The following is a 25,579-nucleotide window of genomic DNA, read 5'->3' as shown; positions in this document are numbered from 1 at the left end:
GGTGGCGGGTTGGGGGGGGGGGGGCTTTTTTTCCCCCCCACGACCTAGGACCGGTACGGGCCCGGACCGTCCACCCAGCTGTACCGCCGCTCCGGCCGCCCCGCCTGCCCGTACCGCAGCGACACCTCCGCCTGCCCCGTGACGCTGAAGTGCTCCAGGTAGCGCCGGGCGCTGACCCGTGACACCCCGAGCCGGGCCGCGCACTCGGCGGCGGAGAGGGTGCCGTCGACCGTCCGCAGCTCCCGTTCGATCAGCTCGGCGGTCTCCACGCTCATGCCCTTGGGCAGGGTGGCCGCCGCGGCGGCCGGCGCCGCGCCCCGCGCCAGCGCCCGGTCCACGTCGGACTGCCCGCTGACCACCGCCGCGTAGAGGTTGCTCCGCCGCGCCGCGTACTGCTCCAGGCGCGCCCTCAGATCCTCGGCGTCGAAGGGCTTCAGCAGATAGTCGACGACCCCCTGGCGTACGGCCCCCCGGACCGCCTCGGACTCGCGCGCCGCGCTGATCACCATGACGTCGCAGTCGTGCCCGGCGGTACGCAGCCGCGGGATGATCTCCAGCCCGAACATGTCGGGGAGATAGAGGTCGAGCAGCACCAGGTCCGGTTGCAGCTCGGCCACCGCGGCGAGCGCCTGCTCCCCGCAGTTCGCCGCGCCGATCACCCGGAACCCGTCGACGTCGTTGACGAATCCGCGGTGGATCCGGGCCACCATGAAGTCGTCCTCCACGATCAGTACATCGATCATCGGACCTGCTCCATCGCTCGGCCGGCCGACGGACGGACACGGACACACACATCCGGGCGGTGAACGTGACTCCACCCACGACTAAAGTAAAGTCGCGGGCTTCCTACGTCGGTGGCTAAGCCTCCGCGCAGAGGACCAGCCCGGCCCTGTGCAGGACGTTCAGTGCGCCTACGCGGTCGGCGTTCTCGGCCAGGCCGCACTTGACGCACTCGAACTTCGCTTGGCTGATGCGGTTCTCCTTGGCAACGTGCCCACATCCGCCGATCTCGGGTGGACACGTGCGGGAGGTGTTGCGGGCGTCCACCGGGACCACGCAGCGAGCGGCACTCTCAGCCTTCTGCGCCAGGATTCCGAGGAACAGTCCCCAACCCGCATCCAGGATGCTGCGGTTGAGCCCGGCTTTCGCGGCGGCCCCGTTCGGCAGGAAGCCGCCGGGCTGCTCAGGGTCGGGCTTGGGCGTGGGCGTCTTGGTCATGCCCACGGTGTTCAGTCTCTCGTGCCCGATCACGTCGTGCTCACGCACGAGTGCAAGGGCCGTCTTGTGGTGGTGGTCCAAGCGCTGCCGCCGGATCTTGGCGTGCAGCTTGGCGACCTTCCGGGCGGCATCGCGGTGCTTCTTCGTCCGGCGCCGGGTGTGCTTGGGGAAGGTCGAAAGGTACTGCTGAGCCTTGGCCAGCTCTTCCGCCATCGACTCCAGGAAGCGCGGGTTCTCCTCGTGGTTCCCATGGGAATCGGTGAAGAAGTGCGTGGTACCCATGTCGATACCGACGATGCTGCCTGTAGCGGGCAGGGGCGTGGTCGGCACATCGTCACAGGCGAGGACAACGTACCAGCGACGGCCTTCCCGCTTCACCGAGATCGTCTTGACCCGGCCGCGCACGGGCCGGTACTGATGCACCCGAACGTGTCCGACGCCTTGTAGGCGCACGCGGGACTGCCGGGCTTCAGGGGTGGAATCCCAGCGGCAGCCGTCCCCGTCCTTCGGGAAGGTCACAGTGTCGAAGTGCCCGACGCCCTTGAACCTAGGGTAGCCGGGCGTGAGACCGTCCTTCACACGCTTGAAGAAGGCTTGAAACGCCTTGTCCAGGCGGCGCAGGGTGGCCTGCTGAGAGGAGAAAGACCAGCGCCCCTGGCGCTCGGGGTCGAAGGCGCGAATCGCCTTGAGCTGGGCAGATTGATCCCCGTACTTGATGCTCGTCTTCGAGCTGTGCCGGTAGGCGTCCCGACGCTCCTGCAAGGCTCCGTTGTAGAGCGAGCAGTGGTCGGCAAGCATCGACTTGAGCGCGGCTTCCTGACCGGCCGTAGGGCGAAGGAGAAACTTGTACGCCCGTATCACGAGGCGTCCCCCTTCTCCCTCTTCCACGGGCGTTCCCACTGGGTGTTGATGTACTTCTCCACCGTTGCGGCGCTCACGGCGCCCACCGACGCAACGAAGTACGACGACGACCACAAGGTGGGCATGCGTGACTTCAGATGAGGAAACTCCGCCCGCAACACTCGGGAGGTTATGCCCTTGAACTGGTTCGCGACGTACGAAGAGGAGGACTTCGGGTCGTGCTTGACGAACAAGTGCACGTGGTCCGGCATCACCTCAAGGGCAATGATCTCCCACCCGCGCTCAGCGGCCTTCTGCTCGATCAACTCGCGCAGACGGACCCCGACTTGGCCACCCAGGACCGGACGGCGGTACTTCGGGCACCACACCACGTGGAGCCCGAGGTCGTATACGCCGCCGGAGAACCGGCGAACCTTCCTGGCCAGAGTCACGTGCAGACTATACATGCGCGACAGGTCTAGTGATCGCCGACCGTACCCCGGCTCAACAGTGCAGTTCCGTGGAAACACTTGATGCCAGAGTGATCACCGACGCGAACGACTCCAGCCCCTCCCGAATCCCGGCTGACCAGCAGCAACGACCCACCGCTACGACCAGAACCCGCACGCCGGAGCAGTGGAACCCGGCGCCCACCCGACGCGACTGGGTCACCGGCCTGCCCACACCCCACCAACAAGCCGAAACGGCCCGCCAGACGAACCGCCGAGCCGTCACGAAAGATCGAGGCCAAGTGCTCGGAGATGGTGTGCAGCCGCATCGCCGGCCGCCCCACTCTGCCGCCTTTACCCCGGCTCGATACCCTCCCGAACCTTGATCAGTAGCGTCTCTACAAGCAGCATCGCCCAGAGCCTTGGAACCCGGCGGCGCCCGACACAGCGGCCACAGCCTGCCCACGAGCAGAAATATGCGCTCAGAACGAGCATAAGGGTCCGTCAGCAAGCTGACGGACCCTTATCCAAGATGCGACTAAGGTTGCTACGTGTTATAGCCGTAGTGGTAATTGCAGCCGCCGAGGTAATTCCAGTCGGAGCTGTAGTAGCAGAGGGAAATCCGCATCTTAACTTTAGGCATAGCATCAGGCACACTCGACTTGAGAGTGGTATTATCATTGCTGTACTTGTCGAGATAGCTGTAGTAGGCTCCGCTTACGTATGCCTGCACCCTCACTCGAACGTGGTACCCATTACCTATATTGCTGACGGTGACGGCATTGTTGCCGTCGGACCAACTATAGTACCCTTCATACTTGCCACCGTTAAGGGAATTATAGTATGAGCCGTCGAAGCTATTCGCGGATGCGGGTGCAGCACCGAGCATCACGAGAGCAGCCACAGCGGCAAATACGACGCCGGAGCGCTTGCGCAAGCTGCGACGAAGCAGAGATATCAACGGGTTCCTCCCTCGCCTGATGCGATTAGTGGGCTGACTATAACAGCGGAAGACACGCATGGATACCCAGATTCCGCTCAAGTAGCATTGAATCACATTGCCGCATATCGCCCACAAACGTGGAAAGAAGGCGAATTGCGCAGAAATGGACAAAGATCCTGCCCGATTGCACATCCATTGACAGCGCCAGAGGCGCTGCGGCAATCTCTTGGCGAACTTCGACAAAGGAAATTCGCCATGCGCGCACCCCACCCAAGGCTACTTACTCTGGCCGCCACGGCCGCCGTCACACTGGTCTTGATGAATCCCACCGCCGCCTTCGCTGAGTATCACGGCAGCGAAGTTGACCTTGCCATAGCATCCGGTGGGCCGACCGGTACCTACTATTGCACGGACGCCGATGCATTCACAGGCGCATATTCTTGCTTCAAGCCCGACGGTGATCTAATCTACATAAAGGACACCGTGAAGGATGGCTATTCTGCAGTGGCCGAATGGAGCGGTGCCGGAAGAGTTGGTTCGTGCGTTAACAAGCTGGGGGCGGGAAACTGGGGAGTTTGCAACAAGGACTTCGAGGAAGGCAGGTTCCTTGAGCTCACATCCGCAACTTACGTCAAGGCCGATTTGTACGGACACGGTAATACACGATCGATCTGCTGCACCTAGTCGTGGATCCGCCGATCAATGTGGACGCTGGGTTGAGGCGCACTGGATTTACGGATCCCGTTATGGTGGACCGCCCCTCCGCATTCGGCAGGCCGCAGATGCGTAATATGCTCTGTTTCCGCACGCCTACAGCGATGTAGCGGTGCTTGTGACTCTCATGGTCGGCGCCGAACACTGCAAGATTCATCTGCAGAAAGGGCCACTTCATACAGGATTTCCGCGTCGAAACGTCCGACCGGGGCATCATCGGGTGAGTCCGGGCATTTAGGAGCGCCGCGTTTCGAGCCCATATCCGGAATGACTCAATAAATGCACGAGCCATTTGGAGCTGGTCGAATGCGCTGGTGATCACCGCAGTCCAGGGCCAGTGCCGTGGTCGCGGTCGGCATCTTCGCGGTCGGCGAGGCGCTGTGGGTGGCGGCGCATCTGCGGCGCAAACCGGCCGAGGTGATCCCGGTGGGCCGCCCGTGGATGGGCAAGAAGGACTGGAAGCGGTCCTGGAAGCCCTGGCTGCGCGGCACGGTGTTCGGCTTCCCCTTCGGCGCACTGCCGGCCGGCGGCGCGGAGATCCCGACCTTCCTGTCGTACGCCACGGAGAAGCGGCTCACCAAGCACCCCGAGGAGTTCGGCAAGGGCGCGATCGAGGGCGTGGCGGGCCCGGAGGCCGCGAACAACGCGTCCGCCGCGGGCACCCTGGTCCCCATGCTGGCGATCGGCCTCCCGACGAACGCCACGGCAGCGGTGATGCTGGCCGCCTTCCAGTCGTACGGCATCCAGCCCGGCCCTCTCCTCTTCGAACGCGAGGCGAGCCTGGTCTGGGTCCTGATCGCGAGCCTCTTCATAGGCAACCTGCTCCTGTTGCTCCTGAACCTCCCCCTGGCCCCGGCGTGGGCGAAGCTGCTCCAGATCCCGCGCCCGTACCTCTACGCGGGCATCCTCTTCTTCGCGTCGATGGGCGCCTACGCCGTCAACGCCCAGCCCCTGGACCTGTTCCTCCTCCTCACCCTGGGTCTGCTCGGCTTCGCCATGCGCCGCTTCGGGCTGCCGGTCCTGCCGCTGATCGTCGGCGTGATCCTGGGCCCGCGCGCGGAGTTGCAGGGCCGACGCTCCCTCCAGCTGTCCGGCGGCGAACTGTCGGGTTTGGTGGGCGGCCCGGTGTCGTACTCGGTCTATGCGGTGATCGCGCTGGTCCTGCTGTGGCCACTGATCCGCCGTTTCGTGGTAAGTCCCCTGAGCGCGCGAAACGCCGCTGCCTGAGACGTCTGGAGTTCGAGATGACCATCCTGGTCGGCTACGTCCCCTCCCCCGAGGGCGAGGCTGCCCTGCGGGCGGGGATCGACGAGGCCCGCCGCCGAGGCGAGAAACTGCTGGTGGTGAACACCACCAGGGGGGACTCCCTGGTGGATCCCCGCTTCGCCCAGGAACCCGATCTGACCCATGTACGCGAGGACCTCGCGGCCCTGGGCGTCGACTTCGACGTCCGCCAGGTCCTGGGCGCCCGTGACGCGGCCGCGGAGATCATCGACCTCGCGGAGACGACGGACGCGTCCCTGGTGGTGATCGGTCTGCGCCGCCGCAGCGCGGTCGGCAAACTGATCATGGGATCGGCGGCCCAGCAGATCCTGCTGGGCGTGGGCTGCCAAGTGCTCGCGGTGAAGGCGGAGGGCTAGGCGATGATGCTGCGAACCTTCGGCTGGTCGTTCGCCGTCACGGTGGTCGGCCTCGTCTTCGCCGCGTGGCAGTGGGGCTGGGAGGCCTTCGGGATCGTACTGATCCTCTCGATCCTCGAAATCTCCCTGTCCTTCGACAACGCGGTCGTCAACGCCGGGATCCTGAAGAAGATGAACGCCTTCTGGCAGCGCATCTTCCTCACCGTCGGCATTCTGATCGCGGTGTTCGGCATGCGGCTGGTCTTCCCGGTCGTGATCGTCGCCATCAGTGCCCAGGTCGGCCCCGTGGAGGCGGTCCAGCTCGCCCTGGACGACCCCGACCGCTACCAGGACCTGGTCACCGACGCCCACCCGGCGATCGCGGCCTTCGGCGGCATGTTCCTGCTGATGATCTTCCTGGACTTCATCCTGGAGGACCGCGAGATCAAGTGGCTGACCTGGCTGGAACGCCCGCTCGCCAAGCTCGGCAGGATCGACATGCTGTCGGTCTGCGTCGCGCTCGTCGCCCTGCTGGCAACCGCGATGACCTTCGCCACGCACGCCCACGTCAGTACCGGCCACGCGGACAAGGCGGCCACGGTCCTGCTCTCGGGAGTGGCGGGACTGATCACGTACCTCGTGGTCGGCGGCCTGTCGGCCCACTTCGAGAACAAGATCGAAGAGGAGGAGGAACACGAGCACGAGGAGGAGGAGAAGGCCAGGGCCGAGGGCAAACCGGTCTCCGCGGTGGCCCTCGCCGGCAAGGCTGCGTTCTTCCTCTTCCTCTACCTGGAGGTCCTGGACGCGTCCTTCTCCTTCGACGGCGTGATCGGCGCCTTCGCCATCACCAACCACATCTTCTGGATGGCGCTGGGGCTGGGCATCGGCGCCATGTACGTCCGTTCCCTCACGGTCTACCTGGTCCGCCAGGGCACCCTCGACGACTACGTCTATCTGGAGCACGGCGCCCACTACGCCATCGGCGCCCTCGCCGCGATCCTCCTGATCACCATTCAGCACCAGATCAGCGAGATCATCACCGGCCTGGTGGGCGTCATCCTGATCGCGGCCTCCTTCCTCGCCTCCGTCCGCCGCAACAGGGCACTGGCGGCGGCGGAGGAGGACGAGAAGCAGGAGGTTCCGTCCGGGGCGTAACCGGAAAGCCTCCACCCAGCTTGCGAAACGCGACGCCCCTGCCGGACCGGGCGGGGGCGTCGCGTTTCGCATGCGCCGGCCTGGGCGGGGGCGTCGCGATTCGCATGCGCCGGACCGCGCGCGGCCTCGCGATGCGCACACGCCAGACCGCCCGGGGCGCCGCGATGCGCACACGCCAGACCGCGCGCGGGCCTCGCGATGCGCAGGCGCCAGACCGCGCGAGGGCCTCGTGTTTCCCACACCCCGTCCGCCGGGGGCGTCACGTCCACGCACCGTCTACCGACGGCGTCGTGCTTCCCACACGCCCTGCCGGGCGCGCCGCCCCCCACGCACCGTCCGCCGGAGGCGTCGCACTTCCCACACGCCCTGCCGGGCGCGCCGCCCCCCACGCACCGTCCGCCGGAGGCGTCGCACTTCGCACACGCCCTGCCGGGCACGTGGCGTCCCACGCACCGTCCGCCGGGGCGGCTTCGGCGCCGGAGGCCGGGCCGGGGACGCTCCGTCGGCTCACGCGGTGCGGGACGGCCGGGTGAGCACCAACCAGAACGCGCCGGGCCCCGCAAGCCCGGTGCCCGCCCTGTGCCGCCCGCGGAACCCGAGCACCGAAGCCCCACCACACGCCCCCGCCCCTCGCCGCAGACACCGAAACCCGCCCGGCCACACACACGCAGAACCCGCTCGTCAACCACCCCCGCAGGGCCCCGCACCCCCATCGCCGGCCCCGCACCACAGACACCAGAACCCGCCCCGCAACAGACCCAGGGCACACACCCACCCCCAAGACCACCCCCGGCACCCCCTCACCGGCCCGCACCACAGACACCCGAACCCGCCCCCCGACACACCCAGGACACGCCCACCCCCCCAAGACCACCCCGGCAGGGGCCCGGCAGTGTTTTGGCTGGTCGGCGGTGCGGCGTGGGCGTGATCCGGAACATACGTGGTCTGCGACATAGGCGTTTTCGCCCGATTATGGCTAGCTGGATGTGCTTGCCTCGCGCACAGCGACGCGTCATCGGACGCGCCGTCCTGTCGATCGTCCGCCCGGGAGACCCATGCGCCTGCGCGTCCCCTCCGTCCAGCGAAACGCCTCAGTACCCCGTTTCGCGTCCATTCCGCCCCTCGCCCTGGCCGGCGGCGCCCTGACCGTCGGTGTCGGTGGGCTGTATCTCGCCGGGCTGCTGCTCGCGGGCGGGGACATAGACGCCGGTACGACCGTGCTCGGGGTGAACGTCGGGGGCCTGAGCCGAGCGGAGGCCGTCCGGAAGCTGGAGGAGCGGCTGGGGTCGGCCGGCTCCCGGGACCTCGCCGTGACCGTCGGTGACCGCGAGGGCACGGTCGATCCGCGGCAGGCCGGCATCACCTTCGACTTCGAGGAGACCGTCGACCGGGCGGTGCGGGCCGACGACATCGACCCGTTCACCGTGATCGGCGGGCTCTACCGTTCGGGCGGCCCCGTCCAGCCGGTCGTACGCGTCGACGAGGACAAGGCCCACGCGGCCCTCGGCAAGCTGGCGAAGTCGCTCGACCAGAAGGTCCGCGACGGCGCCGTCTCCTTCGCCGACGGCGAGGTCCACCAGGTCGCCCCGCACAGCGGCTACGCACTCGACACGGACGCCGCGGTCGCCCCGCTGCGCGCCTCCTTCCTGCGCGGCGACGCGGGCGCCGTCACGGCCCTGCCCGCCCGCGAGACGAAACCCGAGGTCACCGCGGAGGAGGTACGACGGGCGGTGCGCGACTTCGCGCAGCCGGCCATGTCGGGACCGGTCAGGCTGACGGCGGCCGACCGCCGCTTCACGATCTCCTCGGACGAACTCGGCGACTACCTGACGATGCGGCCGGACGACACCGGCAAGCTGATTCCCGACCTCGACGCCAAGGGCCTGCGCGCCTCCCCCGTGGTGACCCGCAACCTGTTCGGCCTGCCGGCCGAGCCCCAAAACGCCACGCTGCGTCTGGTCGGCGAACAGGTCGAGGCGGCCGACGACGCCAGGTCCGGCGTACAGATCACCGACAAGGCGCTCGGCAAGGCCGTGCTGCCCCTGCTCACCAAGTCGGGTACCGCCCGCACGGGCGAGGTGGCCGCCCGCGTGACCCGGCCCCAGGTCACCGCCGAGAACGCCGCGCGGCTGGGCCTGACGGAGAAGATGTCGTCCTTCACGGTCAACTTCGACCCGGCGCCGTACCGCACGAAGAACATCGGCCGGGCGGCCGAACTGATCAACGGCTCCGTCGTCATGCCGGGCAGGACCTGGAGCTTCAACCGCACCGTCGGCGAGCGCACCGAGGCCAACGGCTTCGTCGAGGGCATCATGATCTTCAACGACGAGTTCACCAAGGCACCCGGCGGCGGAGTCTCCGCCGTGGCCACGACCATGTTCAACGCGATGTTCTTCGCCGGCGTCAAGCCCGTGGAGCACGGCGCCCACTCGTTCTACATCGAGCGCTACCCGGAGGGCCGCGAGGCCACGGTCGCCTGGGGCAGCCTCGACCTGAAGTTCGACAACGACTCCGGCAACGCGATCTACATCCAGGCCGAGGCCACCGACACCTCGGTGACCATCACCTTCCTCGGCACCAGGAAGTACGACGAGATCGAGTCGGTCACGGGGCCGCGTACCAACGTGGAGCAGCCGGAGAAGAAGGTGAGCACCGACGAAAAATGCGTCCCGCAGACTCCGTTGGAGGGTTTCGACGTCACCGTGCAACGCGTCTTCGTGGCCGACGGCCGAGAGGTGAAGCGGGAGCCGTTCCGTACGCACTACACCCCTCGGGACGAGATCGTCTGCGAGTGACGGGACGAGCTACCCGGGCGTCACCGGCCCGCCGAGTTCCCGGGCCAGCTCATGAAGGTGCGGACCGTGTTCCGGGTCGGCGAGGGCCGCGGCGAACTGCGCGATGAGATAGGTCAGGGGATTTCCGGTGTCGTACCACTTCCTCTGAATCACCTGGCCGTACACGGCACGGCTGCCGGCGTACGCGTTGATGGCATCGGTCAGATAGATTTCGCCGGTCCGGTGCTCGTGCCAGCGCCTGGTCTGCTCACGCAGCTCGTCGATGATGTCAGGGGTGACGACATAACCGCCGATGGCCGCGTAGGCCGATGGCGCGTCCCGCGGACTCGGCTTCTCCACCAAGCCGGTGATGCGAAGGAGGCCGTCCCCGAAATCCTCCTTGACAACGGGCACGCCATAACGCCGGGAATCGTTCGCGTCCATGGGCATCAGCGCCAGCACGGGGCAGCTCGTCGCCTCATAGGCCCTGATCAGCTGCTGTGCGCGAGGTACCTCCGCGACGAACACGTCGTCGGGCCACAGGACGAGAATCGGTTCGTCACCGAAGTTCCGCGCCGCATTCAGAACCGGGGTTCCGTTTCCGTACGGGCCGTGCTGGTGGAGGTAGGTGATGTGCCCGCTCCGGGAAAGCTCGCCGACTTCCTCCACGGCGTCGGCGTAGGCGGTCTTCCCCGCCTCGCGCAGCTGGGTGACAAGCAGTGGATTGGGGCGAAAATGCTCCTGGATCACACTCTTGTCGCCTGAAACCACAATGGTGATGTCGGTGATGCCCGAGGCCAAAAGCTCCCGCACCGTGTGCTCGATGACAGGCTTGTCACCGACCGGAAGCATTTCCTTCGGCGTCGCCTTCGTCAAGGGAAGAAGGCGGGATCCGAGCCCCGCGGCGGGTATGACCGCCCGGCGGATGGTCTTCGGCATGGGGCCCTTTCGGTTCGAGTGATCAGGCACTGTGATCACCGTTCGTCGCCGCCAGGCAGGCAAGCAGGTCACCGGGGCTGCGCAGCAGCAGGTCCGCCGGTGCGGCGGCATCGTAGAGATGTCCCCAGCCCGCCGCCGCGCCGATGACTCCCGCACGGCGCGCGGCTTCGAGGTCGGTGGGCGCGTCTCCGACGTACACCGCGCTGTCGACGTCGACGGGAATGAGCGAGCATGCCTTGCGGATGCCCGCCGGATCGGGCTTCGGCTTGTGGACCTCGTCTCCTCCTACCAGGACCGAGAAGTGATCCAGCAGCCCCGCGGCTCCGAGAAGAATCTCCGCGGCTCGACGGCTCGCGCCGGTGAAGACCGCGAGAGGGACGGTCCCCTGAAGCCGTTCGAGGACGCTCTTGATGCCGTCGCACGGCATGACGGCACCGGCACGCCGGGCGAGGATCCCGTGATACACGTCGACTTCCGCGTCACCGCAAGGGCGTTGGAGGAGCTCGGTGAGCATGGACACGGGCGGGCCGAGCGAGTAGAGAGCGACGATCTCCGCAGTGCTGCGGACCGTTCCTCCCAGCGCGCGTACGGTCTCGCAGAACGCATCGGGGACGACCGACGCGGAGTCGATCAGTGTCCCGTCCATGTCCCACACGACGGCCTTGACCTGCTTCCGGCCCGGCGCCATCGGCAGCACCACGCGATCACCCGCACCTTCTGATGTCGACCATTTCCTCAAGCCACCGCTGTGGCGGCTCTGCGCAGTGTGGTGAACACATGTCCCGGTGTCTGCCAAGGGACGTCGACGGGAGACTTCGCCGAGACTCTGCGCGCTGTGGGCGCCTACGCCCCGGTCGCCGTCGTAGCGGGCAGCGAGTTCGGTGTGGAGTTCGCCGACCGGCTCAGCGAAGCGCTCGACCTGCCCACCAACGGTACGGCTCTGAGCCCCGCCCGCCGGGACAAGTTCAGGATGATAGAGACAATCAAGGCGGCGGGCCTTCGAGGCGCCCGCCAGCTTCTGGTGTCCGATGAGGAAGAACTGCGCCAGTGGCACGAGGAGTCAGGCGGCCGGTCGTACTGAAGCCGTTGCGCAGCGCCGCCAATGACGGCGTTTCCTTCTGCGAGACGCCGCAGGAGACGGTGGCCGCGTTCCGGAAGATCCTGGGTTCGGAGAACGTCTTCTCCGAAGTGAACACGGGTGTGGTGGCCCAGGAATACCTCTTCGGCCCCGAATATGTGGTCAACACGGTGAGCCGGGACGGCCGGCACCATGTGTGCGACGTCATCGGCACCACCCGGGTCTCCGTCAACGGCATGCAGGACATCTGCAACTCGGTCTATCTGATGCCCCGTCGCGGGGAAGTCCAGGACCAGCTCGTCGCGTACGCGTTCCAGGTGCTCGACGCCCTGGGCGTGCGCCATGGCGCGTCGCATCTGGAGATGAAGCTGACGAGTTCCGGACCCGTGCTGATCGAGATGGGAGCTCGGATCGCGGGCGGCGATCTGCCGTACTACGTACAACTCGCCACCGGTGAGTCGGCGTTGGACTGGACCGTCGACGCCTATGTGCGGCCTGAGCGGTTCTTCGCCCGATGCGACGACGACTACCGCATCGACCGCCACCTGGCGTCGGTGGCGCTCGTGTCCCCGAGTGCCGGCACTCTGCGCTCCTTGCGGCACCTCGAAGCGGTCAGGAACCTGGAGAGCTTCCACGAGCTCCGGCAGTTCGTCCCCGTGGGCGGGCAACTCGTTCCCACCACGAACGACTCCAGCTACGTCGGCTTCGTGATTCTGCTGCACGAGCAGGAAGAGACAGTGATGCGGGACATCGGCACCGTCCACTACCTGGATGGTGAAGGGATGTACGAACTGTGAGTGGCAGCGCGCGGCCGCACGTCGTCATCGTCAACCGTTGGCGTGAGCGGTACGCCCTCTACGCGGAGTACCTGGATCACGAGAGGTACCAGGTCACCTATGTCTCGACCGAGGTCGGGCTGCGGTCTGTGCCGGACTCCGCCTCTGAGGTCGTGGTCGTCCGAGCCACCGACGACCTCGAACCGGTCCGGGCCGCGGTGCGCGGGCTCGTCGACCGTCATGGTCCGCCGACGGCGATCGTCGCGCTCAAGGAGGACGATCTGCTGGTCGCCGCCGCTCTGCGCGAGGAATGGAACTGCCCGGGGCAGCGGGTCGGGGACCTGGCCCACTTCCGCGACAAATACCTGATGGCGGAGAGGGTCGCCAAGGCCGGGCTGGAACTGCCCGCTTTCGCCATCGCGAGCGACGAGTCCGACGTCCGGGAGTTCAGCACCAGGCATGGCTGGCCCCTGATCATGAAGCCCCGGTCCGGAAGCTCCAGCGAGGGCGTCGTACGGCTCGACGGACCCGCGGACCTCGCCGCCCTGCGCTTCTCCGGCGAACCCATGATGGTGCAGGCCTACAACCTCACCAGATCTACCATGTGGACGGCCTCTTCACCGGAAGCGCGATTCCGCTGTGGCGGGCGTCCAGATACGTCAACACCTGTCTGGGGTTTCGCGAGGGAACGTTCCTCGGTTCGGTCGAGGAAGACAACGCCGAAATCAACCGGGCCGTCAGAGAGTGTGCGGAGCAGTGTCTCCGTGCCTTGTCCGACACCCCTGTCGTCTTCCATCTGGAGCTGTTCGTCGACACGTCGACGGGCGTTCCCAGGTGCAGCTTCCTGGAGGTCGGCGCTCGGGTCGGAGGTGCGGAGATCCCGTTCGTCTGGCGCGAACTGCACGGCTACGACCTGATGGCCGCGGCGTTTCAGCTACAGATGGGCCTGCCGGTGCCGGCCCCCCGGACAGCTGACCGCGCCGAGATCGGCGGCTACCTGCTGATCCCGGCCCCGGCGGAGCGCCCGTGCCGGATCACCGACGTGCTCTCGATGCTGGGCACGGTGCCGGGGCCGTACGCGGAGGCCCTGCTGAAGGTGGGAGACGTCCTTCCAGCGGCCGACGCCTACTACGAGCATGTCGGTGGCCGTTTCCGTTTCCGGGGCGAGACCAGCCGCGAGGTGGAGGCCGCGCTGACAGCAACGGCGACGGCGTTCAAGGTGTCGGCCGACACGGTTCTTCCCTCTCCCCTTGGGACGCGAATATGAGGCCGACACTCCTGAAACTCGCACCTGGAACATCGGGGGCGGGATCCTTGGGGAATCTCATCAGCGCGGCCGGAGTCCGTCACTCGACTACTACGCCTCGGTCTTGAACGAGCACCTGCCCGATGTGGTCTGTCTGCAGGAGGCTCATGATTACGGCGAACGCAGGGAAGGCCAGTCGGAATATCTGGCGCGACGCGCCGGGTATCCCTACGTCGCGTCATTCCCCACCAGCGAATCGCACATGGCGGAGAACGCTTCCCTGGCGCTCGGCATCTTGTCCCGGTTCCCCATCAAGGACGTTGTCTACAAGCAGTTCCCCAATTTCCGCCTGGAGGGCGCCAGCCCGAACGGCGAGCCCTGGAAGCTCCACGACAAGGGCTACGTGGTCGCATCGATGGAGCTGGGTGACAGGACGCTCGGCCTTGTGAACGGGCACTGCTTCCCCCTGCACCGATTCGGAGCGAGCCCCACCGAGCCGATGTTCGCGCCGATGTGGGACATGCTCACGGAGGATCTGCTGGCCATCGGCAGTGCCGGTACAGCGTTTGCCGCCCTTGACGCGAACCACGGCCGGATAGAAGAGCTTCTCTGCAAGGTCTTCCTTCCGGGCAATTACCTGAGTGCGTTCGAGGGAACTCCCACGACGCCCAAGGGTGTTCAGAATGACCACATTCTCTATGGGCATGCGATGCGGCTGCTCACCACGACGGTGGCGGCGACCGAGTCCGACCATTCGTACTGCCAGGTGAGCGTTCAGTTCCCGTTCCGTCCATAGGCTGTCGCACAAGAGGGTGTGCTGCGTGCGACGCGGGTCCTGGCGCAGCACGCACCCGACACGTCCGGACCGGCACAGCGGCCGACCGGTAGATTCCGAAGAGCACCCGTTGCCGCCCTTACCGAGGCCACGGTCGCCGGCATGGGCCGCCGCGCACGCCCCGCGCCGAGGGGCCGGCCTTACGCCCGCGGGGCAAGCTCGGCCATGCGGCCCCAGCCATGCTGGTCGGGAATGGTCACTGATGATCTCGGGAGTCTCAGCGATGGCCGCGGCCATCGTGGCCAGCCCGGCCGTGAAGTGCTCGGACTGCACGTGGGCCGCGCCGGCGGCGTCATCCGCGAACGCCTCCAGCAGCGTGAACCTGTTCGGGTCGTCGACACTGCGGGACCAGTCGAAGAAGAGGTTGCCCGGTTCGGTACGGGTCGCCTCGGTGAAGGGCCTCACGAGAGCCAGCCGCGGGCGGCCCTGTTCCGAAGCTGCCGGAAACACGGCCGCGGCCGGCCTCAGGAGGGAACCGACCCCGGTGCCGGACGCTCGCGACCTCCGCTTCGAAGCGTTCCTCGTCGGTGATCGTGCGCTCGGTGAGGCGTGCCGTTCCGTGCTCGGCAAGGTAACGGCACCGTGCGGCTCGGGGAAGCGAGGCGAGCAGGACCTTGCCGTGGGCGGTGGCGTGCGCCCGGGTCCCAAGTCCGGGTGCGAAAGGGTGCTGGGCATCGGTGAGGGGCACGGTGGTGTCGATGACGGCGATGCGCTGGCTCACACGACCGAAGGTCTGCGCGACCGCCGACGCCGCCAGACGCGGCGTGAGATCCATGTCGCCGCTCTGCGACTGGCGCAGCAGCACGGCTTCGACGAAATCACCGTCGACATGATCAGCGCGGCTGCCGGCGTCTCGCCCCGCACGTTCTTCAACTACTTCCCGAGCAAGGAAGACGCCGTGCTGACCGCACCCCCGGCAGAACTGCCGTCGGCGCTGGCCGAGGAGTTCGCCGCGCAAGGTGACGCACACCCCCGTGAGGTACTCGCCGACCTGACCCGGCTCCTCGTCCGGGACCTGGCCGACAGCGCACCCCTGCGCGAGGAACTACATGCCGCCTACGCGCTCACCCGCCGCCATCCCGCCCTGCCGGCCGTGATGCTGGCGCGCTTCGACGCCTTCCAGCGGTCGATCGCCGACGCGGTCGGGCGACGGCTCGGACAGGAGCCCCTGGGCGAGGTGCCGACCCTGATCGCCGCGCTCGCCCTGACCGCCGTGCGCACGGGCCTGGACCGCTGGGTGAGCGAGACACCGGCGAGGGGGAGGACTCCCCTGTTCCGTACGTCGAACGCTCCGTGGAACTCCTGCGCACCCTGCTGACCCCGTGACTACCGGGCCGGCCCTCCCAGGGCCCGGTGCGTGACGCGCCCCGTTCCCCCCTTCCTTGCCACGCTTCGCCGCCAGGAGTCCCCCTTGAGCAGTTCGCCCCCCGCCGAGGAAGCCATGGAGGAGCAGAACTCCTCCGGCACACCACGCCACTTCGGCCTCGTCTTCGCCGCCCTCATGACCGCGATGCTGCTGTCGTCCCTCGACCAGGCGATCGTCAGCACCGCCACCATCGCGATGCCCGTCTACGGCCGCCTCGGCGACCTGATCGGCCGCAAGGTCCTGTTCCTCGGCGGTATAGCCGTCTTCCTCGCCGGTTCCGTGATCGCGGGGGCGGCACAGGACATGACCTGGCTGATCATCGGCCGGGCCGTACAGGGCCTCGGCGGCGGCGGCCTGATGATCACCTCGCAGGCGATCATCGCGGACCTCGTGCCGCCGCGGCAGCGCGCCAGGTACATGGCGCCGATCGGCGCCGTCTTCGGTCTGTCCTCCGTCGCCGGACCGCTGCTGGGCGGCTGGTTCACCGACAGTATCGGCTGGCGCTGGGCCTTCTGGATCAACCTGCGGCCGCCCCACCCAGCACGCCCTACTGAAGAGGCGAAATGGCCGTCGGGGACAGCAGCACCGAATCGACGTGGAGGATCTTCGCGACGTCGAATCCCTCCATATCCTTCTGGAACTCGGGACTCGACATGAACCGCATGCCCACCTCGGCGGGGTCACTGCCCTCCGGGTTGGACGCCAGGATGTACAACCGCGGCTCGTCGTCCGAGGGGCTGGTCCAGGAGCCGTGGATTTCGATGCCGAACAGCTTGGCGCTGTCGATGTGCTTGGCGTAGACGACGTCCTTCTAGAGGTCCGGGTCTTCGCGGCTGGCCAGGGTGTAGGTGCGCAAGTCGTAGGTTCGCATGTCGATCTCCTCAGGGTGGTGGCACCGGGCCGGGTCTGCCCGGAAGGCAGAAAATAGAGCGCACACTCCATTACAGATTAGAGTGCACGCTCTAGTACATGACCGGACAACATCCCCCCTCCAGAAAGAGCTCCGAGGGACTGCGCGAGCCACGGCAGTCACGGAGTCAGCAGTCGACGGACCGCATGCTCGACGCCGCGCTGTCGATCCTCGACCGCCACGGAATGGAGGGTCTGAGCATCGCCGCGGTCAGCCGGGAGTCAGGGGTGTCCAATGGCTCGCTCTACCACCGGTTCGGCGACCGGCACGGCCTGCTCGTCGCCGCACAGGACCGATTCCTGAACAAGGTCATGGCCGACTGGCTCACCGCCGCCGAGCCGCTGTGGGAGAACCCAGGGAGAGCGGGACGAGCTACTGACGCGCCTGGTCGACCTGTTCCTTCGGGTCTTCAAGGAGTGGCGTTCGGTGTTCCACGCCTTCGTGGTCACCGGACGAGCAGATCCCGAACTGCGCGCTCGCGGCGCCATGATGATGACGCGCGCGGCGAGCTACTTCACGTCCCACCTCAGCGACCACTTCGGCTGCTCGCCGGAAGCCGCCGAGACCGCCCATCAGATCATGTTCGCGCAGGCGGTCCTCCTCGTCCTCTTCAGCGAGGAGGAGACGGCCGCGGTCGACGCCGACACCGAGGAACGCCGCCGCCACCTGGTGCGCGCCCTGCGGGCGGTTCTACAGCCCGCCGCAGGATGACGCGCGCTCCATCTGGATCACACCCGGGAGCGAGTTCCCGAACCTGTCGCGAGCAGCCCGTTGACCACGAGCGCCGCCAGCGAATCCGCCGCGTCCATGAGCTGTTCCGGTGATGCCGCGTCAGGCCCGCCCAGGCGTCGCGCCAGGGGCCCTTCGACCATGCCCGCGACGGGCGGGATGACGGCGAAGAACAGTACGTGCATCGGGACGGGCGCCATGCGCCCGTCGGCCACGAGCCGATCGATGCTCGCCCTCATGGTCTGCAGCATCGGGGCGATGTACTGCTCGTACAGGTAGTCCAACCGCTCGGTGTCCCGGGAGAATTCGGCGACGAAGATCCGCCCCACCAGGGACGTGTCCACCGCGGTCCGGTAGAAGCCGCTGGTGATCTGCCGCAGCCGCCCGACTTCGTCGACCGCCTCATCCGCCTGCGGCAAACGCGCCAGCTGCGCCTCCAGCGCGTGGTCCACCACCGCACGCCAGAACGCCGCCTTGGAACCGTAGCGGTCATTGATGAAGTTATGACTGACACCGAGGCGGCGAGCCAGCTCACGCGCGGAGGCATGGTCGTACCCCAGCTCCGCGAAGGCCTCCAGCCCGCGCCGCAGCACACTCCCCTCCTCAAGTACCGCGGAGGCGTCGACACCGGGACGCCCCGCACGTCGAGGGGATTGCGAAGTCGATCCCATCATTGCCTCCGTTGTCACTTGCCGACGTCGGCACGCCGAGGGCACCTCAGGAGCCCACCCCCAGCTTACCTGACAAGCGTCAGATTTAGCGTCCGGTGAGCATCGGCGCGGCCCCGGCCACAGGGGCCGGTGCGATCACGCCCCTACCGAACCCGTCGCCAGCAGTCCGTTGACCACGAGTGCCGAGAGCGTCTCGGCCGTATCGGTGAGCTGTTGCGGCGAGGTGAGTTCCGGCCTGCCCAGGCGTCGGGCCAGAGGGACGTCCACCATGCCCGCGACGGGCGGGATGACGGCGAAGAACAGTACGTGCATCGGGACGGGCGCCATACGTCCGTCGGCCACCAGCCGATCGATGCTCACCCTCATGGTCTGCAAGGTCGGGGCGATGTACTGCTCGTACAGGTAGTCCAACCGCTCGGTGTCCCGGTTGAGTTCGTCGACGAAGAGCCGTCCGACCAGGGGGGCGTCCACCGCGCTGCGGTAGAAGCCGGCGATGATCTGCCGCAGCCGTTCGGCGTCGTCAACCGAGTCGTCCACCTGAGGCAGGCCGGCCAGCTGCGCCCCCAGGGCGGAGTCCACCACCGCACGCCAGAACGCCGCCTTGGAACCGTAGCGGTCATTGATGAAGTTATGACTGACACCGAGGCGGCGAGCCAGCTCACGCGCGGAGGCATGGTCGTAGCCCAGCTCCGCGAAGGCCTCCAGGCCGCGTTGCAGGATGCTCGCCTCTTCGGGCACTGCCGGAGTGCCCGCACCCGGACGCCCCGGCCGCCGAACGGATTCGGCCCTTGCTCCCATCCCTGCCTCCTTCACTGCGTCACCCCGGACTCCCTGGGGCTCACCGACAGTTTACTTGACACTTGTCAGAACAGGTTCGCCAGTGGTGTCGGCGAGGGTTCTCAGCTCCACGTCGGCACGATGCCGTCCGGCAGCACAGGAGCGCCCGCGCGGGACGACAGGCGCCGAGCGGCTCCGTTTTCCCACCCGCTCCGCCCCCCGGTCACGCCGGAGCATCCGGGTTCCGCGACGCTTACTTGACACCTGTCAGATCCTGAGTAATCTGACAGACGTCAGACAAGCTTCCCGCGAAGGAAGAGAGTGCCGAGGTCGGCCACGCTTCACCGAGCTGACCTGCACGGATCACCACGAGACCACCCTCCCGCGCGGCCGGGCCGGGAAATCCACTCCCCCCTCCCGGCCCGGCCGCATCCCCGTAGAGAGCGAGAGCCACATGACCTCGAACCACGCGTCCCCCACGGACACCGCGCCCTCGTTCGACCTGGAGGCCGCACGCCGACGGCACGGCGCGAAGGCCGACCTCGTGCTGACCATGCTCACGGCGGGGGATCCACTCGCCGACGCCGTCATAACCGAGCTCGACCTCTACGGCGTGCAGGCCCAGCGCGTCCTCGACGCGGGCCTCAGGCGTGGCCTGGCCGGCCTGAACGAACCGCCCCCCACGGCCGTCGCCGCCCTTCTGAAGCAACTGGAGGCCATCCCTTCCCGACTGGATCCCCTGACGCTCCATCGCGGCGATGTCGTGAGCCAGTCCGTACCTCCGCTGTGGTCGGGTCTCTGCTCGATCCCCGCCGCCCTCGCGCACACCTACGCCTCCCCGGCCCTCGCGCGACGGCTGGCCCGGCAAGGCCGTCCGACCGCCATGGCCCTACCCCGGCTGGTGGAAGCCGGGAGGTGGGCGCGGCAGGCCGTACGGCCGGGAGGGCTGCTGCGGGGTGCCCCCGGGTACGTGGCCACCGTCGAGGTCCGGCTGCGGCATGCCCGTACGCGGGCCACGGCACTCAAGAACTGGGACAACGGTGCCCGCGGTGTGCCGATCGGCCAGATCGACATGGCCCGGGTGTGGCTCGGCATGACCTGCGTCGCCTTCCAGGCCCTGGCGGACGTAGGCATCGACATCACTGCCGATGAGGAACGCCGCCTCTACCAGTACTGGTCGTACGTCGCCCATCTCCTGGGGCTCGACGAGCGCCTCTACGGCGATGTGGTCGACCACGCGAGCGGACGCCGTCTGCAAGACCTGCTGGACCGCGCGACGCCCGCTCCGGACGACAACTCACGCGTGCTCACCGAGGCCATGATCGACGCGCAGGCCCGCGCGATGGCCGCCGTGCCGGGCGTCGCCCTGTCCGAGGACCAGGTACGAGTCCTCATCCACCACGTGCTCCGGCAGACCTTCGGGGACGGGAACGCCGACTCTCTGGGCATCCCCGCCCCGGCCGCGACGGATCTCATGCCTCTGGTCAGCACGCTCAACCGCCAGGCCCGGTACTGGCAGACGTTCTCCCCCGCCTCGGCCCAGGCAGCTCGCCGTCAGAAGCTTGAGCTGCCCGAACCCGAACCGATCGCGACCGTTCTTCCTCTCGGCATCGCTCATCAGCGGCAGGCAGTGGTACGCCGCTGGTCCACCCCGGCTGCCTGAACCCGCCCGCATCGCCGCGGCTCACGATCGATGGTGGCCGCCTCCCAGAGGGCCGGTCCTCGGCGATTTCACGCCGCCGCCTTCACGCCGACCGGGCACCGGCCGCAAGCGCGCTGACCGCTGTCCGTGTACGTGGCTGATCCGGCCGCAAGCCGGCCAACCGCGCGACGAGCTCCATCGACGCAGCCGTCTCACGCCTCTCGACTTCCCTTTGCCCTGCCTTCCTTGGAGCTTCGCCATGCCCGAGACCACCGCCGGCACCGCCCTCGGCACAGCCAACGTCTCCCCCCTCCCGCCCGCCGAATCGCCACCCCGCCACCGCTGGTGGATCCTCGCCGTGATCGGTCTGGCCCAGCTGATGGTGGTGCTGGACGGCACGATCGTGAACATCGCCCTGCCCTCCGCCCAGCAGGACCTGGGCTTCTCCGACGGAGACCGGCAGTGGGTCGTCACCGCCTACGCCCTCGCCTTCGGCAGCCTGCTCCTGCTCGGCGGCCGTATCGCCGACCTCTTCGGGCGCAAGATGACCTTCCTGGTCGGCCTGGTCGGCTTCGCCGGCATGTCCGCCATCGGCGGCGCAGCGACAAGCTTCGAGATGCTCATCGTCGCCCGCGCCGGACAGGGCGTGTTCGGCGCCCTGCTCGCACCGGCCGCCCTGTCGCTGCTGACCACGACCTTCACCGACGCCAAGGAACGCGCCAAGGCCTTCGGCGTCTACGGCGCCATCGCCGGTGCCGGCGGCGCCATCGGCCTCCTGCTCGGCGGTCTGCTCACCGAACACCTCGACTGGCGCTGGACCCTCTACGTCAACCTGCTCTTCGCCGCCTTCGCCTTCGTCGGCGGAGTGCTCCTGCTCCAGCGCACCACCCGCGACAAGAACGCCAGAATCGACATCCCCGGCGCCGTCCTCGTCGGCGGCGGACTGTTCTGCCTCGTCTACGGCTTCTCCAACGCCGAGAGCCACGACTGGAGCTCCCCGCAGACCTGGGGCTTCCTGCTCGCCGGCATCGTCCTGCTCGCCGCGTTCACCTGGTGGCAGACCCGCGCCACCCACCCCCTGCTGCCCCTGCGCATCCTCCTCGACCGCAACCGCGGTGCCTCCTTCGTCTCCATCCTGATCAGCGGTGCCGGTATGTTCGGCGTCTTCCTCTTCCTCACCTACTACCTGCAGCAGAGCCTCGGCTACACCCCCGTGAAGACCGGCCTGGCCTTCCTGCCGATGACCGCCTCGCTCATGCTCTCCGCGACCCTCGCCACGAGCCTGCTGATCCCCCGGTTCGGCCCCAGGCCGATCGTGCCACTGGGCATGGGCCTCGCCGCGGCCGGCATGGTCTGGCTCACCGGCCTCGACCTGAACAGCGGCTACGCCGCCCACATCCTGCCCCCGCTGATCGTGGCAGGACTCGGCCTCGGCCTGGTCATCGCCCCCGCCATGAGCCTGGCCACGGACGGCGTGCGCGCCGAGGACTCAGGCGTCGCCTCCGCCGCCGTCAACACCATGCAGCAGGTCGGCGGCTCCCTCGGCACCGCCCTGCTCAACACCCTCTTCTCCAGCGCCGTCACCAACTACCTCGACGGCAAGAACCCCAAGGACCCCGCCGTCCTCGCCCAGGCCGGCCTGGAGGGCTACTCCACCGCCTACTGGTGGTCCGCCGCCTTCTTCACCGCCGGGCTGGTCGTCAGCGTCCTCCTCTACCGCCGCGGCGTACCGGCCAAGAACCCCAGTGCGGCGCCTGTCGTCCACATGTGACGCCGACTCAGGGTCCGCCGTGCCCCCGGCACTCCGCCCACAGGGCCCTCGGGTGAGGCGTGATCCCACTCGAAGCGCACCATCCCAAGGAGACACCTCATGTCCATGAGCGAGAACGCCATCGCCCTCCGCTTCGCCGACCGCGCCACCGCCTACCAGGCCCTCAGCGAGCTGAAGCACCTCACCTCCGCCACGACCGAGATCCGTGGCGCCGTCCTGATCGAGCGCCTTGAGGACGGCACCGTCCACGTCCCGGAGAGTCTGGCGAACGGGGCCGGCCGCAACACCGCGGTCGGCGGCCTGGTCGGCTCGCTGGTCGGCATCCTCGGCGGACCGCTCGGTGTGCTGATGGGCTGGGGCATCGGCGCGGTGATCGGCAGCGGCCACGACCACACGCGGGCCGCCGAGGCGACCGGGGCCGTCGGTCTGTTCGCACAGCACGTCCCACCCAACGGCACGGCCGTCCTCGCCGACGTCAGAGAATCCGACACCGAGGTGCTGGACCTGCTGGCCATGCGCTACGACGCCGTACTCGAACGACGCCCGGCCGACTCCGTACGAACCGAGCTGAAGGCCATGGAAGAGGCCGCCGACCGGATCCGCAAGGAGGAGGCGAAGGAGCAGCGCGACCGCGCACGCGCCGAGACCGAGGAGAAGATCAAGGACGGGATCGCGCAGTTGAGGCAGAAGCTCACCGCGTAAGGGCTCCCGTCCACCACAGCCGCGGGGTAACACCCCCCTGCCCCGCGAGGTGAGGGCGAGCCGACCCCGGCTCGCCCTCACCACTTTCCGGTCACCTTGGCCCCGTCCGCGGACTCGACGGCGTCCCCTGGCCGAATTTACGCCGAGGCGCGGAAGATCCGATGCTGCCTGTGCAGGTCCGCGGCTGTCGTCGGTGAGGGCAGTCAGGATGTGAACGGTGTGGAACCGTCCTCCGCGACGATGCGCCACAGATGGTCAGCGGAGCCGCTGTCGTCCCATTGCAGGGCCTGGGCCCCGGACGACGTGGACATGTTCTGGATGCCCAGGACCATGCCGCTGTTCTTGTTGACGAGCTTGGCGTAGCCGCCGCCGGCGTCGACTATCGACCAGAGGTGGTCGGCCGTGAGCGTGTCGCCCCACTGCAATGCCGTCGCGCCGGCCGTCTTGGAGGCGTCCTTGATGCCGAGCACCTGCCCGCTGTTGGTGTTGAAGATCTTGTAGTACCCGTTCTCGGCCGGGACGATCTTCCACCAGTGGTTGTCGGTGCTGCCGGCGGTCTGCTGCTGTACCGCCCCTCCGGCAGCGATCGAGGAAGCGGCGATGCCGAGTTCCAGGTTGCTGTTCTTGTTGGTGATCTTCACCCGGAGTGTCTCCGGGTACCAGGACTCCAGCTCGGTGACGCCGACGAACTTGCCCGACTGCGGGGTGAAGACGACCCGGAACTGGGAGGTCGTGATCGTCGGGAAGGTCACCTCGTTGGCGTTGTTGGCAGCCGGCGCCGCAGGACTCTTCGTCTGGTTCGGGACGTTCACCCACGACCCGTCCTTGAGGTACTGGACGGTGTAGCTCGCCGGGACGCGGATGTTCGCGCCGTCGTCGTAGGTGTAGAACTTCACCTCGTTGATCTTGCGCGGAGCCCCGAAGTCCACGCCCAGGTGGTCGGTGGCGTTGGGCGAGCCGGAGTTGGTCCAGCGGTCGTCGGGGATCTTGTCGTAGCGGATCCAGCCGTCCGTCGCCCGCAGCGGGGCGTCGAACGTGGTGGGCTTGCAGGTCTGGCCGCTGTGGCAGTGGGGGCCGTTGGAGACGGTGTTGGTGTAGGAGGCGAAGGCCTTCGGGTAGGGCTGGGTGATGGTGCGGCCCAGCCAGTCCTGCTCGGCGGTCAGGGGGTTGGCAGCCACGTTCATCATCCGTGCGGGCTGTGCCGGGGTGACCGGGGCGGCCACGTTCACCGTGGTGTTGCCGAGGGTCGAGGACTGGTGGATGCGCTGGCCGTCCTGGAAGACCTGCAGCCCACTGCCCTTGCCGTAGTGCGAGCCGTCGCGGTCCCAGCGGATCGAGTACGTGTGGCCGTGGTACGGCAGGCTCTCCACCGCGAAGTAGTCCCAGCCCGACGGGACGAGCGGCTTCAGCACCAGGGTGTTGTCGGCCTGAGGCTTGATGCCCAGCAGACCGGTGAGCACCAGGTCGTTGAAGCTGGAGTGGTTGTAGTTCTCGCTGAAGTTGAACCCGTCGTAGATCCACTCGCCGGTGTCACCGTTGGCGGCCTCGGCGATGTAGGGCTTGCCGTCCTTGTGCTGGAGGTCGGCGAACTGGGCCAGCATGGACTGGTAGTCGGCCTTGGTGACGTAGCTCTGCGCCGGGTAGTCCTGGAGCAGGTTCGCGAGGCCGGTCAGGATCTGGCTGGTCTGGTAGGGCCAGCTCGGGCCGTTCCAGTGGCAGCAGTTGGCGTCGTCGCGCTTCTGCTCGGCGGGGATCGCCTGGTAGTTGAAGTACGGGTTCGCCGTGATCCGGTCGAGCTCGGCGTAGCCGGTGCCCTTGGTGAACTTCAGCGTGTTGGCCCCGGTCTTCATGGGGACCTGCACGGTGACGGACTTCGTCTCCGAGAACTGGCCCCAGCTGCCCCCGGAGGGATAGCTGACGGTGACGGGGTTGGCGGTGTCGCCGTTGACGACGACCTTGTGCGTCGATGTGGCGGAGGTGCCGTTGGCGTAGTGGACCGTCACCGGGTACGTGCCGTTGCCGGGCGCGTCCACGGTGAAGGTGACCGCGCTGTCGTCGTAGTCGATCTGCCCGACGTACTTGCCGTTGGAGGCCGTCGTCGCGTTGTGGGTGTTCGCGTGGGTGACGGCGGCCTGCTCGGCCTCGAAGTCGTGCACCCGCTCCAGGGTCGTCGGCCCGTACGGCGCGTTGAACCGCTTGGCATCGGTCAGGTACTTCCACGCCGAGGAGTACTGCGCGTCGGGCAGGTTGAACGCCCAGGGGGCGAAGCCCATCGCCTCGCGCCAGGTCGTCCTGGTCTGCTTCAGGGTGCCGTTGGTGTTGTCCGTGTTTGTGCGACATCCCGTGAGTTCCCTGGAGCCCGGCTGAGTCGCTGACCCCGTAGCCAGGGCGTTCTTCCTCCTTCGTGTGCTCTGCTGGCCTGTGA

At 67.6% G+C, this 25,579-nt stretch carries 24 protein-coding genes and 3 pseudogenes; 16 read left to right on the top strand and 11 right to left on the bottom strand.

Annotation, left to right across the window (positions count from 1 at the left end):
* Window positions 1-44: 44 nt before the first annotated feature.
* From ACFU95_RS16060 to ACFU95_RS16045, 4 genes are all read right to left on the bottom strand, one after another.
* Window positions 45-743, bottom strand: a complete 699-nt coding sequence (locus ACFU95_RS16060) for a response regulator (protein ID WP_383827557.1) — start codon at window positions 741-743, stop codon at window positions 45-47.
* A 115-nt stretch (window positions 744-858) separates the two neighbouring features.
* Complete coding sequence (locus ACFU95_RS16055; RefSeq protein ID WP_383827555.1) at window positions 859-2,079, bottom strand: RNA-guided endonuclease InsQ/TnpB family protein; 1,221 nt, start codon at window positions 2,077-2,079, stop codon at window positions 859-861.
* On the bottom strand, window positions 2,076-2,504 hold the full coding sequence (tnpA, locus tag ACFU95_RS16050; RefSeq protein WP_383827848.1) for an IS200/IS605 family transposase: 429 nt from the start codon (window positions 2,502-2,504) through the stop codon (window positions 2,076-2,078). The genes ACFU95_RS16055 and tnpA overlap by 4 nt, the downstream gene beginning before the upstream one ends.
* 550 nt (window positions 2,505-3,054) lie before the next feature.
* Window positions 3,055-3,468, bottom strand: coding sequence for a hypothetical protein (locus tag ACFU95_RS16045; RefSeq protein WP_383827553.1), 414 nt, complete (start codon window positions 3,466-3,468; stop codon window positions 3,055-3,057).
* 237 nt (window positions 3,469-3,705) lie between these two features.
* On the opposite strand from ACFU95_RS16045, the gene ACFU95_RS16040 reads away from it, so the two are divergent.
* The 5 genes and pseudogenes from ACFU95_RS16040 to ACFU95_RS16020 all read left to right on the top strand — a co-directional run bounded on the left by ACFU95_RS16040 (window position 3,706) and on the right by ACFU95_RS16020 (window position 9,733).
* Complete coding sequence (locus tag ACFU95_RS16040) at window positions 3,706-4,134, top strand: hypothetical protein (protein ID WP_383827551.1); 429 nt, start codon at window positions 3,706-3,708, stop codon at window positions 4,132-4,134.
* A gap of 372 nt (window positions 4,135-4,506) precedes the next feature.
* Window positions 4,507-5,391: pseudogene (locus ACFU95_RS16035) on the top strand (tripartite tricarboxylate transporter permease); the annotation flags it as partial.
* Window positions 5,392-5,408: 17 nt separating this feature from the next.
* Window positions 5,409-5,804, top strand: coding sequence for a universal stress protein (locus ACFU95_RS16030; protein WP_383827549.1), 396 nt, complete (start codon window positions 5,409-5,411; stop codon window positions 5,802-5,804).
* A gap of 3 nt (window positions 5,805-5,807) precedes the next feature.
* The gene (locus ACFU95_RS16025; protein ID WP_383827547.1) at window positions 5,808-6,938 is read left to right on the top strand and encodes a DUF475 domain-containing protein; all 1,131 of its coding nucleotides are present in this window, start codon (window positions 5,808-5,810) and stop codon (window positions 6,936-6,938) included.
* A gap of 1,055 nt (window positions 6,939-7,993) precedes the next feature.
* The gene (locus ACFU95_RS16020) at window positions 7,994-9,733 is read left to right on the top strand and encodes a VanW family protein (RefSeq protein WP_383827545.1); all 1,740 of its coding nucleotides are present in this window, start codon (window positions 7,994-7,996) and stop codon (window positions 9,731-9,733) included.
* Between the two features lie 9 nt (window positions 9,734-9,742).
* On the opposite strand, the gene ACFU95_RS16015 is transcribed toward ACFU95_RS16020, so the two are convergent.
* Together ACFU95_RS16015 and ACFU95_RS16010 are read right to left on the bottom strand one after the other, a co-directional pair.
* On the bottom strand, window positions 9,743-10,651 hold the full coding sequence (locus ACFU95_RS16015) for a UTP--glucose-1-phosphate uridylyltransferase (protein WP_383827543.1): 909 nt from the start codon (window positions 10,649-10,651) through the stop codon (window positions 9,743-9,745).
* Between the two features lie 22 nt (window positions 10,652-10,673).
* The gene (locus ACFU95_RS16010) at window positions 10,674-11,351 is read right to left on the bottom strand and encodes an HAD family hydrolase (protein ID WP_383827541.1); all 678 of its coding nucleotides are present in this window, start codon (window positions 11,349-11,351) and stop codon (window positions 10,674-10,676) included.
* A gap of 135 nt (window positions 11,352-11,486) precedes the next feature.
* Between ACFU95_RS16010 and ACFU95_RS16005 the strand changes: the two genes are divergently transcribed.
* The 4 genes from ACFU95_RS16005 (at window position 11,487) to ACFU95_RS15990 (ending at window position 14,547) form a co-directional block, all read left to right on the top strand.
* Complete coding sequence (locus ACFU95_RS16005; protein ID WP_383827539.1) at window positions 11,487-11,732, top strand: hypothetical protein; 246 nt, start codon at window positions 11,487-11,489, stop codon at window positions 11,730-11,732.
* On the top strand, window positions 11,699-12,526 hold the full coding sequence (locus ACFU95_RS16000) for an ATP-grasp domain-containing protein (RefSeq protein WP_383827537.1): 828 nt from the start codon (window positions 11,699-11,701) through the stop codon (window positions 12,524-12,526). The genes ACFU95_RS16005 and ACFU95_RS16000 overlap by 34 nt, the downstream gene beginning before the upstream one ends.
* A gap of 748 nt (window positions 12,527-13,274) precedes the next feature.
* Window positions 13,275-13,772 carry a hypothetical protein gene (locus ACFU95_RS15995; RefSeq protein WP_383827535.1) on the top strand — a complete coding sequence of 166 codons (498 nt, stop codon included), beginning with the start codon at window positions 13,275-13,277 and terminating at the stop codon, window positions 13,770-13,772.
* Window positions 13,756-14,547, top strand: a complete 792-nt coding sequence (locus ACFU95_RS15990) for an endonuclease/exonuclease/phosphatase family protein (protein ID WP_383827533.1) — start codon at window positions 13,756-13,758, stop codon at window positions 14,545-14,547. Before ACFU95_RS15995 ends, ACFU95_RS15990 begins: the two co-directional genes overlap by 17 nt.
* A gap of 179 nt (window positions 14,548-14,726) precedes the next feature.
* Here the strand turns inward: ACFU95_RS15990 and ACFU95_RS15985 are convergent.
* A pseudogene (locus tag ACFU95_RS15985) lies at window positions 14,727-14,991 on the bottom strand (putative quinol monooxygenase).
* Window positions 14,879-15,361 carry an IclR family transcriptional regulator C-terminal domain-containing protein gene (locus ACFU95_RS15980; RefSeq protein ID WP_383827846.1) on the bottom strand — a complete coding sequence of 161 codons (483 nt, stop codon included), beginning with the start codon at window positions 15,359-15,361 and terminating at the stop codon, window positions 14,879-14,881. The pseudogene ACFU95_RS15985 and the gene ACFU95_RS15980 overlap by 113 nt, the downstream one beginning before the upstream one ends.
* 54 nt (window positions 15,362-15,415) lie before the next feature.
* Here ACFU95_RS15980 and ACFU95_RS15975 point away from each other — a divergent pair, with 54 nt between their 5' ends.
* The 4 genes and pseudogenes from ACFU95_RS15975 to ACFU95_RS15960 all read left to right on the top strand — a co-directional run bounded on the left by ACFU95_RS15975 (window position 15,416) and on the right by ACFU95_RS15960 (window position 17,573).
* Entirely contained in the window at window positions 15,416-15,904 is a 489-nt protein-coding gene (locus ACFU95_RS15975) for a TetR family transcriptional regulator (RefSeq protein WP_383827531.1), read from the top strand.
* Window positions 15,905-15,997: 93 nt separating this feature from the next.
* On the top strand, window positions 15,998-16,609 hold the full coding sequence (locus ACFU95_RS15970; RefSeq protein ID WP_383827529.1) for an MFS transporter: 612 nt from the start codon (window positions 15,998-16,000) through the stop codon (window positions 16,607-16,609).
* Window positions 16,610-16,921: 312 nt separating this feature from the next.
* Window positions 16,922-17,137 (top strand): annotated as a pseudogene (locus ACFU95_RS15965) (TetR/AcrR family transcriptional regulator); the annotation flags it as partial.
* Window positions 17,138-17,288: 151 nt separating this feature from the next.
* Entirely contained in the window at window positions 17,289-17,573 is a 285-nt protein-coding gene (locus ACFU95_RS15960; RefSeq protein WP_383827876.1) for a hypothetical protein, read from the top strand.
* A gap of 17 nt (window positions 17,574-17,590) precedes the next feature.
* On the opposite strand, the gene ACFU95_RS15955 is transcribed toward ACFU95_RS15960, so the two are convergent.
* Both ACFU95_RS15955 and ACFU95_RS15950 read right to left on the bottom strand, forming a co-directional pair.
* Window positions 17,591-18,184 (bottom strand): TetR/AcrR family transcriptional regulator, encoded by a 594-nt coding sequence (locus ACFU95_RS15955; RefSeq protein ID WP_383827527.1) that lies wholly within the window; start codon window positions 18,182-18,184, stop codon window positions 17,591-17,593.
* A 213-nt stretch (window positions 18,185-18,397) separates the two neighbouring features.
* Entirely contained in the window at window positions 18,398-19,060 is a 663-nt protein-coding gene (locus ACFU95_RS15950; protein ID WP_383827525.1) for a TetR/AcrR family transcriptional regulator, read from the bottom strand.
* 433 nt (window positions 19,061-19,493) lie between these two features.
* Between ACFU95_RS15950 and ACFU95_RS15945 the strand changes: the two genes are divergently transcribed.
* The 3 genes from ACFU95_RS15945 (at window position 19,494) to ACFU95_RS15935 (ending at window position 23,154) form a co-directional block, all read left to right on the top strand.
* The gene (locus ACFU95_RS15945) at window positions 19,494-20,702 is read left to right on the top strand and encodes an oxygenase MpaB family protein (protein WP_383827523.1); all 1,209 of its coding nucleotides are present in this window, start codon (window positions 19,494-19,496) and stop codon (window positions 20,700-20,702) included.
* A gap of 238 nt (window positions 20,703-20,940) precedes the next feature.
* A complete protein-coding gene (locus tag ACFU95_RS15940; RefSeq protein WP_383827521.1) occupies window positions 20,941-22,452 on the top strand; it encodes an MFS transporter in 1,512 nt (503 codons plus the stop codon).
* 99 nt (window positions 22,453-22,551) lie between these two features.
* A complete protein-coding gene (locus tag ACFU95_RS15935; protein WP_383827519.1) occupies window positions 22,552-23,154 on the top strand; it encodes a hypothetical protein in 603 nt (200 codons plus the stop codon).
* 203 nt (window positions 23,155-23,357) lie between these two features.
* Here ACFU95_RS15935 and ACFU95_RS15930 read toward each other — a convergent pair.
* Window positions 23,358-25,579 (bottom strand): RICIN domain-containing protein (locus ACFU95_RS15930; RefSeq protein ID WP_383827517.1); only part of this gene is annotated, 2,222 nt, incomplete at its 5' end.

The organism is Streptomyces sp. NPDC057623 (assembly GCF_042800355.1).
Classification (GTDB): domain Bacteria; phylum Actinomycetota; class Actinomycetes; order Streptomycetales; family Streptomycetaceae; genus Streptomyces.
This window is presented reverse-complemented; position numbering and strand designations above follow the sequence as displayed.